Raw genomic sequence first — 15,574 nt, forward strand, 5'->3', positions numbered from 1 at the left:
CCTGCCCCCTATCTCATGGGGGCAGTATCAGTTTTGAAAACGGACATTAAAATACAAGAACTCCGCCCTAAACAACCTTGAAAAGGGGAGTTAGGGCGGAGCTATCTACATATATCACTTTTTCTCTTCCAGATGCTTCTTCACGGCATCCTCGATATCAGCCTTGTAATTCAAGCCGTAGAGACGGTAGAGATCCTGCATGTGGAGCATTCTTGGGAAGAAGTTCTCCAGGTTGCGCTTATCCTTGGCAGTCCACTGAACCTCTGAAAGGGCGGCAAGTCTTGGCAACAGCTCCCACTCCATCTTCTCGGCATCCTTTACCCACTCGGTCCAGATACAACCCTCGGCACCGATGATGTTCTGCTGCTCGGCAGGAGTCAACTTATCAGAGCAAGGATCCAGATCATATACCCGCTGGATGCTAGGAATACCCTCTATCTTGTTGATGCGAGGATTGCTGAAATAGAAATTCGAAATAGAAGCCACGATGGTTAGATGACCTTCACGGGCAGAACGGATGCTGGCATTCACACTGGTCCAACCGCAAACGGTGATGTCCTTGGATGGAGTTCCTTCCAGAATCTCATCCCAACCCATCATCTTTCTGCCACGGTTTCTGATCTGCTTCTCTATCTCACCCATAAACCAGGTCTGGAGCTGCTCCTCCTTGCAGTGCTTAGGAAGTTCCTGGATGCCGAGCTCTGCAATCTTCTTCTGGCAGTTCTCGCAAACCTTCCAACGGTTCTTTGGGCACTCGTCGCCACCAATATGAATATACTCTGAAGGGAAAATATCCATGATTTCATCCATCACGTCCTTGGCAAACTGGAGGGTCTGAGCCTTGCCGGCACACAATACATCCTCGAAAACACCAAAACGGGTAGCTACCTCGTAAGGACCACCGGTACAGCCCAACTCCGGATAAGATGCCAGGGCTGCCAGCATGTGACCCGGCATATCCACCTCCGGAATCACGGTGATGTATCGGTCGGCAGCATACTTCACGATTTCGCGAGCTTCCTCCTGGGTATAATAACCAGATACGGGAACGCCATCAAACTCGTTCTTGTTGGTTGGCAGGATGGTCTCCTTGCGCTTGGAACCGATCTGGGTAAGCATCGGATACTTCTTGATTTCAAGACGCCAGCCCTGATCCTCGGTAAGATGCCAGTGGAAATAATTGATGTTGTGCATCGCAAAGACATCAATCAACTTCTTAAGATAAGGTACGCTGAAATAATGACGGCCCACATCAATCATGAATGCACGATAAGCAAAGCGGGGAGCATCGGTAACCTCGGCAGCAGGAAGAGAAACGCTCTTCACATTCCTGGTGATAGGCAATGCCTTCATCACACTCTGGATGCCATAGAAGATACCTACATGAGAGGTGGCTGAAATGGTGATGCCATTCTTGTTGACCACTAGAGAATAAGCTTCAGATTTAGTATCGCCAGCATTCAGCGCCAGACGGATCTGGCCCTTCGCCTGCTTGTCGGTAGTCTTTACCTCGATACCGGTTACCTCCTTGATATGAGATGCCAGAAACTCGGCATCCTTCTTCTGCTTCTCATCTCCAGCAGCATAATAGATTGTAGTTTTGGCTGTGATGCGGAAAGGAGCGCTACTCATCTCCTTGACTTGCTGAGGCAATGGAACAATCTGCCAACTGCCCATGTTCACATCCTTGGCTGATAATGAAAGGCTAGCCAAAAAAGCCATAGTTAGAATGATTCTTCGTATCATAATTTTGAATGAATAGGTTTTAAATCACTGCAAAATTACGATTTTATACCGAAAGTACGGCATAATTTGAAGAAAAGCATCCTTCACTATGGCTTTTTTAACCTATTTTGGGTCTGGAAACTGCCAGATGGCGGTTTCTAGAAGAGATTCACGATGCGGTCGATGTCAACCGAAAGTCCCACTGAGAAGGTGCGACCGGTGGTCATCGCCGAACTCCAATAATACTTCTCTGGTGTATAATCGAAGAGATTATCTACCGTGAAGTTCAGATTGACGGCATCCAGGAATCGCTGCTGAAGCGTGAACTTCCACAACTGATAACTGCTGTCATGCTTCTCGATGTTCGTATCTGGAGAGGACAGGTATCTGCCTGACAGAGCGGCATTGATGCGATAGAACGAACAGAGCTGGCGATCGTAGTCGAGACGCCAGGTGGCGGTATGAGGACGAGGCTGGGAGAACTGGGAATCTACACTTCTGCCACCCACATGGAGATAGCTGTAGTCGAGTTTCACACCTAAACCCATATCCGAACGGTACTGGGCACTGAAGTCGATGCCGCTCACCTCTACTCCATCCTCGTTGCAATAACGGGAAGCCACATCCGGCTGACCGGTTCCCGGGGTATAATCGGCATAATCCTCGGTAGTGATGCGCTTATCATACTTATTATAATAGCCCATGAGGGTAAGACTATACTGACCGGTCAAGAAACCTGCATTCTTCACCCTGCCGGTATGCTCCAGCGCCAGGTTGAAGTTGTCGCTCTTCTCTGGCTTCAGATCCGGATTGCCGTAAATCATCTGCATGCCCGCCATATCAAAGTTCATATACATCTCCTTCAAGGTTGGGGCACGGAATCCGCCGGCATAGTTGGCACGGATGGAAAAGCCCTTCCACTTGGTCATCAGAGCCAGACGACCGGTAGTGGCATGCTGGCTGGATGCAGAGAAGTAATCATGACGAAAACTTGCCACGATGTTCAACCACTGCAAAGGATTGTAATCGAACTGGGCAAAGGCATCGTATGAGTTCTGAGTCTTGGAACCATTGTTGGCAAACTGATAGGTGGTGAGATAATCGTTCAGGAAATCAGCACCTGCCGTCAATGTGTTCTTGCCGAAGATATGGGAATAGAGGGCACGGACGGTGTTCTGACGGTTGGTATAATCGTGATCGTGAGTGCGCTCATTATTCACAAATCGGGTCTTGTCATACTGGTCGAAGCCGTATGAAATCTCCAGATTATCATTCTCCGAGAGATTCATCACCGTCTTCAGTCCGGCAGAATAATCCTTATAGTGGTCATCGTAGTTGTTTCGATTGCTAATACGGTCGAAATAGCCGCCACGACCTATCAGCTTCACCTTGTTAGAGAGCTTGTAGGTAAGTCGCTCCTTCACATTGAAGGTCTCGCCACCATAGATATGGAGGATGTTGGATTCTGTATCGAAAGGACTGGTAAGCTGAACCTCATCCGATGTGGTGCGCTGGATGCTGGTCTGCGAATTCCACTTTCCGGCATTGAAGCTGAAGCTTCCGCCGTGGCGCCACTCCTTGTTGAAGTCGTTGTAGCGGGTGTTGACATTGGCAGTCCAAGGCTCACTGTTTTCACGGGAGATGATGTTGATGACTCCGGCTACGGCACTGGCGCCATAGAGTGCCGAAGCAGCACCTTTCACAATCTCGATACGACCCACATTATCCAAGTTCAATCTGCTGTAATCTACGTTATCCATGGTTTCACCAGCCAATCGCTCGCCATCTACGAGGAAGAGTACGGCGTTTCCACCGAAACCATTCATATTGAGAGAAGTCTCCTGATTCATGGCATAGCCGAATTCCAGACCCGGCATCTGCTCGGTGAGGAGGTCCTGGATATTGGTAGCATCAGCTATCTTGATATCATTGGCAGTAATCAGACGGGTTACCACAGGAGCATCCTTCAAAGCCTTCGGAGTTCGGGTAGCGGTAACCACCACCTGATCGAGGGCTGTAGCATCCGGTTGAAGACGAAGGACATGCTGATCGCCTTTTCTCTCATCCGCTTTCAGTACGAAAGTCTGAGTCTGATAGCCCACAAAGCTCACCTTCACTCTCACCGCTCCCTCCTTGCTGTAAGGAATGCGGAAATATCCGTCTTCATCAGTGGTTACTCCTCCCTTGGCATTCACCATCTGGACGGTAGCACCCACCAGAGGTGCGCCCGAATCATCGAGCACTTTACCCACGATATCTCCCTGGGTTTCAGCTTTCAGATTCAGGCACAATCCGCAAAGGATCAGGAATAGTGCGAATATCTTTTGTTTCATCGAATTATATCAAAGTTTATCCTGAAACAATCCTTTTATTTTGTACAAACAAACTTACCAATCATTGGCATAGGCATCTTGCCATACTGCACAGAATAGTTGACAGTCAGCGTTTTGTCCTTCAAAGTACCCTGCAAGGTTGCAGTGTAGTTCTTCTCTGCACCATTCACGGTAACTGTACCGGCATAGCTTTCCTGAGAGAAAGCATAAGCACCGTTAGAACCGGAAACCTTCACAGCAGGAACCTCCAGAGCAGGAAGAGCCATCATGCCCTCGCCGCAAGCTGGCAATGTAACCTTGACGGTAGCATCATCAACAGCCTCAATCTTCAAAGTAACATTATCGTATGTAGAAGCCTGACCCATTACGGTCATATCCAGAGAGCTGGTGTATGAACCGGCAATCTCCTTGGCAGCTACCACAGTATCATTATCATCATCACTGCTGCAAGAGTTGAATGCTACACACATAGAAACCAAAGCCAACATCATGGCCATCATTGTCTTAAACTTTTTCATTTTTCTTTATTTTTCTTTTAGTTACAATATTATTTATTCTAGTTCTGTTTAAGGGGATTTGCAATCCCCGTTCCCTGTTTGAGGGGATTTGCAATCCCCGCCAGTTCAAGGGGATTTGTAATCCCCGCTTCCCAGTTTAAGGGGATTTGCAATCCCCGTTTATTTATCTTCCGGAACATAGATGATTTCGCCATTCTCCAGCTGGTAAGCGATGCCCACCTTCTTTCCCTTGTTGCCAGATTTATTGCTCTGGTCTTCCGAAGGAGTATAGCGATTGATCTTCTGTCCATCCTTGGTAATGATTTCCATATTCTCCTTACCAGGGTTCTTCACCATCGTGAAGTTATCCTTGCTGAACATTTCCGTCATATTATAGCGCGAAACAAGGGCTACCATCAGGGCGAGGGCAAATACCATCGCCACATCGAAGAGGTTGCTCACTACGCTCATCGGATCATCATCCTCGCCATCATGCGAGAGACGACTTCTACGTCTTTGTCTCATAAATTATTACTATTGAATTCTTCACTCTTCGTTATTCACTCTTCACTTACAAGGTCTGCCATAAACTCGAGGTTGCTCATATCCTCGGTGTACCAGCGGTTCTTGGTCTGCTTGGTTACAAAACCGATGGCTGCAGAGAACAATCCCACAACGGTGGTAGCGAAAGCCACCTGCATATTGTAAGCCATCGAAGCAATATCGCCGGTAGAAAGACCAACCAGGGCTGGACCCATCGGAATCAAGGTACCCATCAAACCGAGCATCGGACCCATCTTCAGGAGTGTAGAAGGAAGAGAAAGATCCTTCTCAACAAACTGGGCATACTGGTCGAGGATGCGGTTCACCTGCGCCTTGCTCTGGCGGTTGTCCACGAGTTTCTTCATATAGGAAACGATGACAGCCTGCTTGTTCTTTGGCAAGCGATCGCCCAGGGTATCGATGTTTTCGAGCGTCAGAGTGTTCATCTGTTCACGAATCTCCGCACCCGACTTGCGCTTTACAAGATACTGTCCGAAGAAACCTCCGAGGAGCAGCAAGGCTCTGAGGAAGAAGAAAATCAACAAAATAATCACAGGAACCAGCATGCCTGTGGAAATCCAAAACAATACGTCTGATATGTAATTCATTATACTCTATATTTTTTAATTTGATAATTGTAAATTGCCCATCCGATAGCCATTCCTACGATGACGATGGCGATGACACCGAGAAGCGAGAGGGCATCGAAACTGTTGAAACCTGCCACGGCTGTCCTGCCATTCACCGTACCGATGATGCCCATCAATCCGAGCAGCACCTCTACCAGGAAAAGCAGTTCCAAGCGGATTGGCCGCTCCGGCAAGAGCCATCTCAAACCGTAGGTGAATACCGGAGTCAAGACCAGCAGCACTACGGCAAGCACCCATGCCACTACCTGGAACGATACGCCGGGAAGCAGGAAGATGGTCATCACCAGAACACTGAACAGCACTGGGAAAACCAGCAACCCTGGGAAGTACTTCAGGAAGATGAAGAACACCCATTTGCGGCGGCTCACATGTTCTGAAGTCTTCAGATCTACGTGGTGCACACAGAAAAGCATCGTGAGTGCCACGTCGATACTCAGCAGCACCGCCATATCGAGCATCAGCTTCTGGTCAGCTATCCAGGCCGCAATCTGCGTCTTCGACTGCTCGATGGCGAATGGCCAGGTCATTCCCACGAAGAAGGCTACGAGCACCGAGATAATCATAATCTCCTTCACTCCGTGGAAGGTCTGCTTCAGCACAAAACTGAAGCAAACCAATATCATCATTACTAAAACTAATGTCTCCATTTCTTGAAAGTGAAGAACGAAGAGGGAAGAGTGAAGAATTCAATTGTCTTTATTCTTCATCTACCTCAATATTTCCTCACCTTTTTTTTATTTATTATTACTATTGAATTCTTCACTCTTCGTTCTTCACTCTTCACTCTGACTCCGTCTCCGTCGAATCAGGATAGCCAACATCACGAATGCTACGATGACGATGACACCTACAACAATGCCGCTCACCACAGTGGTGGTCTTCTGAGCATCCTCACTCAGCGTCTCCTTCTTCATTACCATACCCTTGTCACTGCTGTTCTTCGCAGCCTCAGCATCACGGATCTGCTCTACATTCTGCTGATATTCCTTGGCAGAAGCAGCATCGGTCTTGCTGGCGATATAGTTGCGGAGCTTGGCATTGTCGCAGACAAAACCGGAGCATGAAGGCTTATACTTGTTCACGGTCTCGGTATGAAGCTTGGCGATGTCCTTGAGCTGCTGAGGAGTAGCCTTCCACATTCCCTTGCGGGCACTCTCCATCATCACGGCGGTCATCTCCATCAACGCTGCCGGATTCTGCTTGTCGAAGAACTCCTTGGTTCCGAGATTGTACTTGTCCTTGACATATACATTATAGATCTCGTCCCACATCTCCTTGTCGATAGCCTTTGGCTTCATCACATTCCAACCGTAGGTATTGGTTACGATTTCGGCGAATGTGCTGGCACTGCTGGCTCCACCCTTCATCTTCTCCTTGATATAGGCTGGATTGAAGATGGTGGTTCTGCCCTCGATACCGATAGCCTCCTTCACCTCCTGCATTCTCATATTGCTATGGTTGCGATAGTCGGCGAGATAAGCATCCGGATCCTTACCGGTTACGTTGCGCACTGCGAGGTTCATACCTCCCATGAATTCATATACATGGTCGAGACTCAAGGCGCCCCAAGTGTTGCTCTGTCGTGGCTGAACCACCACATCGGTACGGGTCAGCGCTGCCTCGAAAGCAGCCTTGCGAACGGTCTCCCAGTTCTTCTCATCACCGTAGAAGGCACCCATATTGTTCATATAAACCTCGGCAATCTGACTCTCCTTATCCCAGCGGTCGCCTGCGGTTACCATCTCCTGGATACCGGTGCCATAGTTGCCGTTTACGCCACCAAAGACACGATACATACTAACCTCGCGTGCCTCCTTTGGCGACATACCCTTCTCTACGAGCACTCTTTCGGATTCGGTAACACCGGCTTTCACCAGGTTGTCATACTTATCCCCCTTGGCATTTGCCGCCATCTCTATCGCCTTGTTGATGAGGAAGAGACGGGATGCTGCCAGGTCGCGGAGCTGACCGGAAGTCTGAACCACGACATCGATGCGAGGACGGCCCAACTGCTTGGATGGGATAAGACGCAGATCGGTAACACGACCAAAGGCATCTCTTACCGGTTCAACACCGAGCATATAGAGAATCTGGGCGATGGTAGCACCCTCTGTTTCGATAAACTCGCTACTCCAGAGCGTATAGCTCACCTTACGAGGATATTCACCCTTATGTCGTTCGCAATACATCTTGATGGTATTGTCGCAAAGTTCCTTCGCCTTCTCCCAGGCATCCTCCGAAGGTGTATTCTCCACATTGATGGAGAATAGATTTCTACCGGTAGGCAGAGTGTTCGGATTCACAATCAGATCACCACCAGGAGATGGAGCGGTAAAGCCGCCATTCAGGGCATTCATCAGAGAAGACATCTCGTTGAGCGGACTCTGACGGAGCGCCTCCGAATACTTGCCCACATTTTGCAAGGCATGCTCTACGGTAGTAATCGCCTGAGCCAGATGAATCTGCTGACGGGTATATTTTGGTGCTTTCGACATCATCATACCCTTATCTTTAGAAGATTTTTGAGACGCCTTGCCGGCTTTCGCCATCTTTGCCTTCTTCAAATCCTCCTGATACCATTTCTGACCCTTTTTGATGGCTTCCATCATCTTGTCTGGGAAGCGACCGGTCTGTTCCATCTTCTCAAAAGCCTCACGACTCATCTGCGGAACCTTCTTCTTATGAGAAACCTTGGCAGCACGGAGTTCGCTTACCGTACGGTGGTCCACTCTCTTCGGCTTCGCCTCCTTCGCTCCACCCATCTGGTCTGCCATCTGCATCATCATCTGGATAGGATCCGGAGCAGCCTGCATCGCCTCTACCTTACGGGCCATCTGGAGTTCGGCAGGAGTGATTCCTACATAACGGCAGATGTATTCATCAGAAACCGAGGCTGAACCCAGAAGCTGGGTCACGGTATTACGTGCCTTGCTCAGATAGAGACGGTCGAAAAGCTGCTTGTGCTTCTCCACACCCTCCTGGGCACGACCTTTCAGCTTATCTACTGCCAGCATTCCGTAGGCAATAGGATCTGTAGCCATCGCATAGACACTGGTGCGGACATCATCGTTATCGTATGGCACACCCAGAGTATAGAGCTTGCCGGTAATCTTCTCGTTTGCCAACTCTTCCGCAAAGTTCTCTACTCTCGCAATTTCATCGGCAGTATAAGGCTTGTTCATCTGCTTGGCATCGAGCCCCAGTTCACGGGCGATTCCCATCTTCACGGTCAGCGCCTTCACCTTGAGCGACTGTTCGGCAGATGCCTTCTTCTCGTATGACTGGATGGCATCGCTCAACTGCTTATAGGTCTGTCGCAACTCGCTCTCCTTGAAAGGAGGAGTGAGATAGCTCTGGGTCTGGGCATAGGTGCGGCGCTTGGCAATCATTGCCTCGCCCACATTGCCGATGGTATATATATAAAGATGTGGAACCACACCAATCAATCGGTCACTCCAGTCGTTGCTGCCGAGTGCCACCTGCTTTCTCGGAGTATATTCCAGCGAACCGTGGGTTCCGAAATGGATGAGTGCATCGGCACTGAAACCATAACGTGCCCAGAGATAAGAGGCAACATAAGTGTAAGGTGGTGCCTGGTCGGTGCCATGCACAATCTTGAAGGAATCGCCTCCCACGCCTGCCATCACCTGTGGAAGCAGAGCCACATTGCCAAACTGCAGTCTTGCCACCGCCAACTTACCATCATCGGTAGCCATATATTTGCCAGGGAAGGAACCATAGAGCTGGTTCATCTCCTTGATCATCTTCTTAGACAAAGCCTTCTGGGTCCAACCTGCAAACTGCTGGGCGGTAACCAGGGCAGGATGTCCAGACTGGAGGAATTGGGTATAGGCACCTTCGGCATAGGTTCCGAAGACGGCACCCTGAGCCTGAATCATCTTTGCCAGTTCCTGAGGATTGGCAGGCAACTTGCCTACATTGTATCCCTCATTCTTCAAGCGAACCAGGAGATTGTAGAGCGATGGAACCACTTCCATTCCCGAAGCGGTAAGTGCATTCTGACCAGGACCCTTGAAGTAGAAGATGGCGATACGTTTGCTGCTGTTCTTCTTGTTCTTCAGATTCACATAGCCCTGCACGCTCTCCACGAAACTCTCCATTCTGTCTGGGATGCCGTAAACCTCCTGCAAGCCCTCCTTGTTGATGCGCTGACCGAAAACCACGTATGGACGGATGGCACCATCAATCTCCGGAGTCACGATGCTCTGCGACATGAAGCCGCCGTTCATTCCCTGCTTGTCGTTCTCCCACTCGGTGGTCAAGCGGTTGATATTAAGAGGTGAGAACAAAGGAATATTCTTCTGCTTCAGGAACTCAACGAAGTAATCGCCCAGTCTGCCATGCGCCATATTCACAACGGCATTCGCCTGGATACTGTCGGCATGATGACCGGCGATAAAGCTCTGCAGCTGGTTGATGCGATACACCATGAATCCCTTCTTCTCGAAAGCCTTCTCCATATCTGGAGCCGCACCCATAAAACCGGTAAGCAAGATGGTAGGAGCACCTTCTTTATATAAACCGTTCTTTGCCAGGAAGGCATTATATTCGCGGATGCTGTTGAAGCCCAGCTCATCACCCTTTTCATCCTTCGGATCGAAATGAGTCAGGAGATAGTCTGGTCGCTCATTCACACGTTCCGGCTCTGGAGCCATGAACTTCTTACCGTCGATAAACTTACGGATGTAAGCGAGCATGCTGTGATAATTCTTCTTACCGCCGTTCTCGATGTACTGCATCAGATAATCGGCATCGAAGTTATCCACCGATACGATATTGTTGGCTGGGTTGGTAGCAGCATGAGTCAGGGTCGGCACCTTGTAGGAAGCCTCTTCCAACTGCTTGCGCTGGTTCTCGTCGATTCGGAGACCCATACCATTCACGATAATCATATCGTAATCATCCAGATGACCGAAATCATCGGTCGTGATTTCACTCAGTTTAATCATCGCATTGTCGTTGGCATGCGAAATCTGTCCCAGCGCAATAGCCTGATAGTTAAGGAAAGCGATGCGGGTAGTACCCACCCAGGCAGAGTAAGCCTTCGCCAGACCTCCCAGAACGATCACGACCAATAAGGCCAGGAAGATGTGTTTCTTTTTAATCTTTCTGATTTTTCCTAATCCTTTTTTCATATCTATTCCTTTTTTCGGGCTGCAAAGATAAGGCTTATTTAGAAATCGTACAATACCTAGAAATTGTGATTTTCACATTTTTTATACTTACAAGTAGGTATCAGAGTGAAAGGTTCTGCTTACAATCTCCTAATAAATGAGTAGCTAGTTCACGGTTTTACGGAATTAAGTTTGGTAGTTTCGCATAAAAACTGTAACTTTGCAACATAAATCAAACAGAAACTTTATAATAATGAAGAAACTGATTCTTAGCGCTGCTCTTCTGGCAGCATCTCTGGCATCCCAGGCCCAGCAAGGTCCGTTGTGGATGCGCTACCCAGCCATCTCGCCTGATGGCTCTACCATCGCTTTTGCCTATAAGGGCGATCTCTATTGCGTTCCTGCCAATGGTGGCGAGGCACGCCAGTTGACAACCAACGCAGCTTATGACTCTCAGCCTATCTGGAGCCCTGACGGCAAGAAGATTGCCTTCACTTCCAACCGCGAAGGTAGCCTGGATGTTTACGTCATCTCTACCAAGGGTGGTGCGCCAACCCGACTCACCACCAACAGCGGCAAGGAGACTCCTATCGCCTTCAAGGACAACGACCATGTACTCTTCTCTGCCAACATCATGCCTACAGCCCAGAGCAACCTCTTTGCATCTAACGAGTTTTCGCAGGTTTACGAGGTAAGCACAGAGGGCGGTCGTCCTAAGTTGTATTCCGTTCTTCCAATGGAGAACATCAGCATCAACAAGAACGGTCAGGTGCTCTATCACGACAAGAAGGGTTACGAGGATGCATGGCGCAAGCACCATACCTCTCCTATCACCCGAGATATCTGGATGCTCGACAATGGAAAATATCAGAAGCTTACTACCTTCAAGGGCGAGGACCGCAACCCGGTATGGGCTGCCGACAACCAGAGCTTCTACTATCTCAGCGAGCAGGACGGTTCCTTCAATATCTACCGCCGCAACATCGCAAGCGGAAAGGATACACAGATTACGCAGCAGAAGAAGAATCCTATACGATTCCTCACCTCTTCCGATAATGGTTTGCTCTGCTATGGTTTCGATGGCGAAATCTATACCGTAAAGGAAGGTGGACAGCCGCAGAAGGTCAACATCTCCATCACAACAGATAACGATGAACCAAGCCTCATCCGCAAGGTTCAGTCTTGGGGTGCTACCGAGATTGCGCTTTCTCCAGATGCCAAGGAGGTGGCTTTCGTGATGCACGGCGATGTATATGTTACCTCTACAGAATACAAGACTACCAAGCGAATCACCGATACTCCTCAGCAGGAGCGCAACCTGAGCTTTGCTCCTGATGGCAGAAGTCTGGTCTATGCTTCTGAGCGCAATGGTGTATGGCAGATTTTCCAGGCTAAGATCAAGAATGAGAAAGAGAAGAACTTTACTTACTGCTCTGAGATAGAAGAGGAGCAGCTTACCAAGACCAATATTACTTCTCAGTATCCTGCCTACAGTCCTGACGGCAAGGAGGTGGCTTTCTATGAGGATCGTGCTACCCTCCGCATCATCAACCTGAAGTCGAAGGAAGTGCGCACCGTGCTCGACGGCAAGTACAACTTCTCTTACTCTGATGGCGACATCTGGTTTGAGTGGAGCCCAGACAGCAAGTGGCTCATGTGCAGCTACATCGGCAATGGCGGATGGAACAATACTGATATCGCCGTGGTGAAGGCTGACGGAAAGGAAGTTCACAATATTACCGACAGCGGCTACAGCGACAGCAACGGTAAGTGGGTGCTCGACGGAAAGGCTATCCTCTTCGAGAGCGACCGTTCCGGTTATCGCAGTCACGGTTCATGGGGTGCAGAATATGATGCCTATCTCATGTTCCTCGACCTCGAAGCCTACGACCGCTTCCGCATGTCTAAGGAGGAACTCGAATTAGCCGAGGCCAACAAGGACGAGAAGGAGAAGAAGGCTGACGAGAAGGAGGAGAAGAAGAAGGAAAACAAGAAGAAGAAAGAGGAGAAGACCGGAAAGATTGAGGTGGATAAGGTGAAACCTCTCGAACTCGACTTCGAGAACTGCCGTGACCGTGTGGTCCGTCTTACCGTCAACTCATCCAATATGGGTGATGCTATCATCGACAGCAAGGGAGAGAAGGTTTATTACCAGGCAGCCTTTGAAGGTGGCTACGACCTCTGGTGCCATGACCTGAAGGAAGGCAGCACTACCCTGATGATGAAGGGTATCGGTGGCGGTGGCTTCGTTGCCGACAAGGATATCAAGAACCTCTTCCTCTGCAATGGCAGCAGCATCAAGAAGATTGACCTGGGCAGCAAGGCTACTACCAACATCGACTTTGAGGCTCCATTCAACTACAAGCCTGCCGAGGAGCGCCAGTATCTCTTCGACCATGTATGGCGCCAGGTGGCTGACAAGTTCTACGATCCAAAGATGCAGGGTGTGGACTGGGAGTACTATCGCAAGGTATATGAGAAGTTCTTACCTTATATTAATAATAACTTCGACTTCGCTGAGATGTTGAGCGAGATGCTGGGTGAGCTGAATGCCAGCCATACCGGTTGCCGTTATTATACCAGTGGCGCTTCTCTTTCTACCGCAGCTCTCGGCGCCTTCTTCGACCCTAACTACGAGGGTGACGGCTTGAAGATTCAGGAAGTCATCAAGCGTGGTCCTTTCGCAGTGAAGAAGAACGAGGTTACTGCCGGCTGCATCATCGAGAAGATTGATGGCGAGGCTATCAAGGCGGGTAAGGATTACAACGCATTGCTCGATGGAAAGGCTGGCAAGAACGTGCGCCTCACCATCAAGAACACCAAGGGCAAGACTTTCGACCTGACCATCAAGGCAATTTCGCAGGGTTATCAGCAGGAACTTCTCTACAAGCGCTGGGTGGATAGAAACCGTGCCATCGTGGATAGCGTTTCAAAGGGCAGAATCGCATACGTTCACGTCAAGGCGATGAACAGCGAGAGCTTCCGCACCGTATATAGCGAACTCTTGAGCGACAAGAACCGCAACAAGGATGCCGTAATCGTGGATGAGCGCCACAATGGTGGTGGCTGGTTGCACGACGACCTCTGCACCCTGCTCAGCGGCAAGCAGTATCAGGAATTTGTACCTCACGGCAAGGTAGTGGGCAAGGATCCATTCAACAAGTGGACCAAGCCATCCTGCGTTCTGATCTGCGAGGACGACTACAGTAACGGCCATGGTTTCCCATGGGTATATAAGGAGTTGGGCATCGGTAAGCTGATTGGTGCACCGGTGGCAGGAACAATGACTGCCGTATGGTGGGAGACCTTGATGGACCGCAGCCTGGTATTCGGTATTCCACAGGTAGGTTGCCGCGACATGCGTGGTACCTTCGGCGAGAACACCACCCTCTATCCAGATGTCGAGGTGTATAATTCTCCAGAGGATTACATCACCGGACATGATACCCAGCTCATCAGAGCCGTAGAGGAAATGATGAAGAAGTAAGAAAGAGGAATTATTCCGTCGAAATAGGTATTAAAAACAGGAATTATTCCGAGATTTCGATTGAATCAATCGATTGATTATATGAAAAGAGCGTGGTCGCCAAATGAGGCAATCACGCTCTTTCTTTATTAACATTATAATATTCCGAAGATAAAAGAAAAACTTAGCAAACTTTTTTCTTTCGCTCACAATAGCGTTCGCATTGGGCACAGATGTCATATCCCAGCATGGCACCCAGGATGAAATCCTCTTCCGGCGTAAGCTGGCATAATGGTTTGGTGACTATCATGCGGATAGCATCCAGGCATTCCTTCTTACCAAAGAAGAGATTCAGACGGTCGTTGCCAACCGGCTGGATGATGTAATCAATGTTCTGACGTTCTAATCTTGTTATGGCAAAAGACTCATATTTCTTGTTGAAGGTGTAGAGCACCAGGCGGCGCACGCCCTTCTTATATTCATATATATGATTCATCAGAACCTTCAAATCTACTGGTGTTGCGATTTCCTGCTGCATACTATCCGAATTAATCTGTTTTTAAACCAAGAATCAGAGAATTCCATCATTCTCTAATTCTTGAAAGATATATTTTAGAAAAAATTATAGCGCTGGTTTGATGGCCTCGAGCCATGCATCGATGCGCTCCTCTGTCTTGTCGTCCTCGTTCACCTCATCGAGTGCGAGTCCCAGGAACTTGTCGCCATCAATCGCCTCACTGTCATCATAGGTGTATCCATCTGTAGAAACACCAGGCAATACGGTAGCACCAGCCTCAACAGCAGCATCATAGAGTTCCTTCATGCCACCGCAGAATGTATCAGGGTAAGACTCGCTGTCGCCACAACCAAACAGGGCCACGGTCTTGCCAGCCAAGCCGGCACTCTTCAGCGTCTTCACGCCATCATACCAGTCATCCTGCATCTCTCCGGCACCCCAGGTAGAAGTACCGAGAATCAGATTCTCATGACTTGTGATAGTAGCATCATCGATGTTAGCTACATCTACAGCTTCCACGCCCAACTTAGAGGCGATGGTTTCGGCAATCGACTGGCATGAGCCAGTAGAAGAGCCATAAATTACGATTGTTGTTTTCATTTGTCCTTAATCTCTTTTAGTTACATTTATTTTCGGGTGCAAAGATACATCCTTTTTCCATCATCTGCAATACCTAAAAATGATGGTTTCGCAGAAATACCTAAATAT

The 15,574-nt window shown here is 48.9% G+C and carries 10 protein-coding genes; 1 reads left to right on the forward strand and 9 read right to left on the reverse strand.

Translation table 11 applies throughout. From position 1 onward, the window contains the following. Window positions 1-114: 114 nt before the first annotated feature. From F7D73_RS02035 to F7D73_RS02065, 7 genes are all read right to left on the reverse strand, one after another. Window positions 115-1,746, reverse strand: coding sequence for a beta-N-acetylhexosaminidase (locus F7D73_RS02035; RefSeq protein WP_153122056.1), 1,632 nt, complete (start codon window positions 1,744-1,746; stop codon window positions 115-117). A gap of 137 nt (window positions 1,747-1,883) precedes the next feature. Continuing rightward, window positions 1,884-4,058 (reverse strand): TonB-dependent receptor, encoded by a 2,175-nt coding sequence (locus tag F7D73_RS02040; RefSeq protein WP_153122057.1) that lies wholly within the window; start codon window positions 4,056-4,058, stop codon window positions 1,884-1,886. A gap of 35 nt (window positions 4,059-4,093) precedes the next feature. Next, entirely contained in the window at window positions 4,094-4,576 is a 483-nt protein-coding gene (locus F7D73_RS02045; RefSeq protein WP_153122058.1) for a calycin-like domain-containing protein, read from the reverse strand. Between the two features lie 159 nt (window positions 4,577-4,735). After that, window positions 4,736-5,080, reverse strand: a complete 345-nt coding sequence (locus F7D73_RS02050; RefSeq protein WP_119228865.1) for a DUF2149 domain-containing protein — start codon at window positions 5,078-5,080, stop codon at window positions 4,736-4,738. Window positions 5,081-5,115: 35 nt separating this feature from the next. Further along, window positions 5,116-5,706: a MotA/TolQ/ExbB proton channel family protein gene (locus tag F7D73_RS02055; protein ID WP_153122059.1), complete on the reverse strand. Its 591-nt coding sequence runs from the start codon at window positions 5,704-5,706 to the stop codon at window positions 5,116-5,118. Continuing rightward, the gene (locus tag F7D73_RS02060) at window positions 5,706-6,395 is read right to left on the reverse strand and encodes a hypothetical protein (protein WP_181976491.1); all 690 of its coding nucleotides are present in this window, start codon (window positions 6,393-6,395) and stop codon (window positions 5,706-5,708) included. The genes F7D73_RS02055 and F7D73_RS02060 overlap by 1 nt, the downstream gene beginning before the upstream one ends. 126 nt (window positions 6,396-6,521) lie before the next feature. Then, the gene (locus F7D73_RS02065) at window positions 6,522-10,874 is read right to left on the reverse strand and encodes a cobaltochelatase subunit CobN (protein ID WP_437182283.1); all 4,353 of its coding nucleotides are present in this window, start codon (window positions 10,872-10,874) and stop codon (window positions 6,522-6,524) included. 262 nt (window positions 10,875-11,136) lie between these two features. Here F7D73_RS02065 and F7D73_RS02070 point away from each other — a divergent pair, with 262 nt between their 5' ends. Beyond that, window positions 11,137-14,370, forward strand: coding sequence for a S41 family peptidase (locus tag F7D73_RS02070; RefSeq protein ID WP_153122061.1), 3,234 nt, complete (start codon window positions 11,137-11,139; stop codon window positions 14,368-14,370). 163 nt (window positions 14,371-14,533) lie between these two features. Here F7D73_RS02070 and F7D73_RS02075 read toward each other — a convergent pair whose 3' ends face one another. Together F7D73_RS02075 and fldA are read right to left on the reverse strand one after the other, a co-directional pair. Further along, window positions 14,534-14,887 (reverse strand): DUF2023 family protein, encoded by a 354-nt coding sequence (locus tag F7D73_RS02075; RefSeq protein ID WP_153122062.1) that lies wholly within the window; start codon window positions 14,885-14,887, stop codon window positions 14,534-14,536. A gap of 84 nt (window positions 14,888-14,971) precedes the next feature. Next, window positions 14,972-15,466: a flavodoxin FldA gene (gene fldA / locus F7D73_RS02080; protein WP_153122063.1), complete on the reverse strand. Its 495-nt coding sequence runs from the start codon at window positions 15,464-15,466 to the stop codon at window positions 14,972-14,974. Window positions 15,467-15,574: the final 108 nt, after the last annotated feature.

Source organism: Segatella copri (assembly GCF_009494395.1).
Taxonomy (GTDB): domain Bacteria; phylum Bacteroidota; class Bacteroidia; order Bacteroidales; family Bacteroidaceae; genus Prevotella.

Bases quoted from the DNA above. Each gene is read 5' to 3' on its own strand.
- F7D73_RS02035 (WP_153122056.1), bottom strand. From the start codon at position 1,746: ATGATACGAAGAATCATTCTAACTATGGCTTTTTTGGCTAGCCTTTCA.
- F7D73_RS02040 (WP_153122057.1), bottom strand. From the start codon at position 4,058: ATGAAACAAAAGATATTCGCACTATTCCTGATCCTTTGCGGATTGTGC.
- F7D73_RS02045 (WP_153122058.1), bottom strand. From the start codon at position 4,576: ATGAAAAAGTTTAAGACAATGATGGCCATGATGTTGGCTTTGGTTTCT.
- F7D73_RS02050 (WP_119228865.1), bottom strand. From the start codon at position 5,080: ATGAGACAAAGACGTAGAAGTCGTCTCTCGCATGATGGCGAGGATGAT.
- F7D73_RS02055 (WP_153122059.1), bottom strand. From the start codon at position 5,706: ATGAATTACATATCAGACGTATTGTTTTGGATTTCCACAGGCATGCTG.
- F7D73_RS02060 (WP_181976491.1), bottom strand. From the start codon at position 6,395: ATGGAGACATTAGTTTTAGTAATGATGATATTGGTTTGCTTCAGTTTT.
- F7D73_RS02070 (WP_153122061.1), top strand. From the start codon at position 11,137: ATGAAGAAACTGATTCTTAGCGCTGCTCTTCTGGCAGCATCTCTGGCA.
- F7D73_RS02075 (WP_153122062.1), bottom strand. From the start codon at position 14,887: ATGCAGCAGGAAATCGCAACACCAGTAGATTTGAAGGTTCTGATGAAT.
- fldA (WP_153122063.1), bottom strand. From the start codon at position 15,466: ATGAAAACAACAATCGTAATTTATGGCTCTTCTACTGGCTCATGCCAG.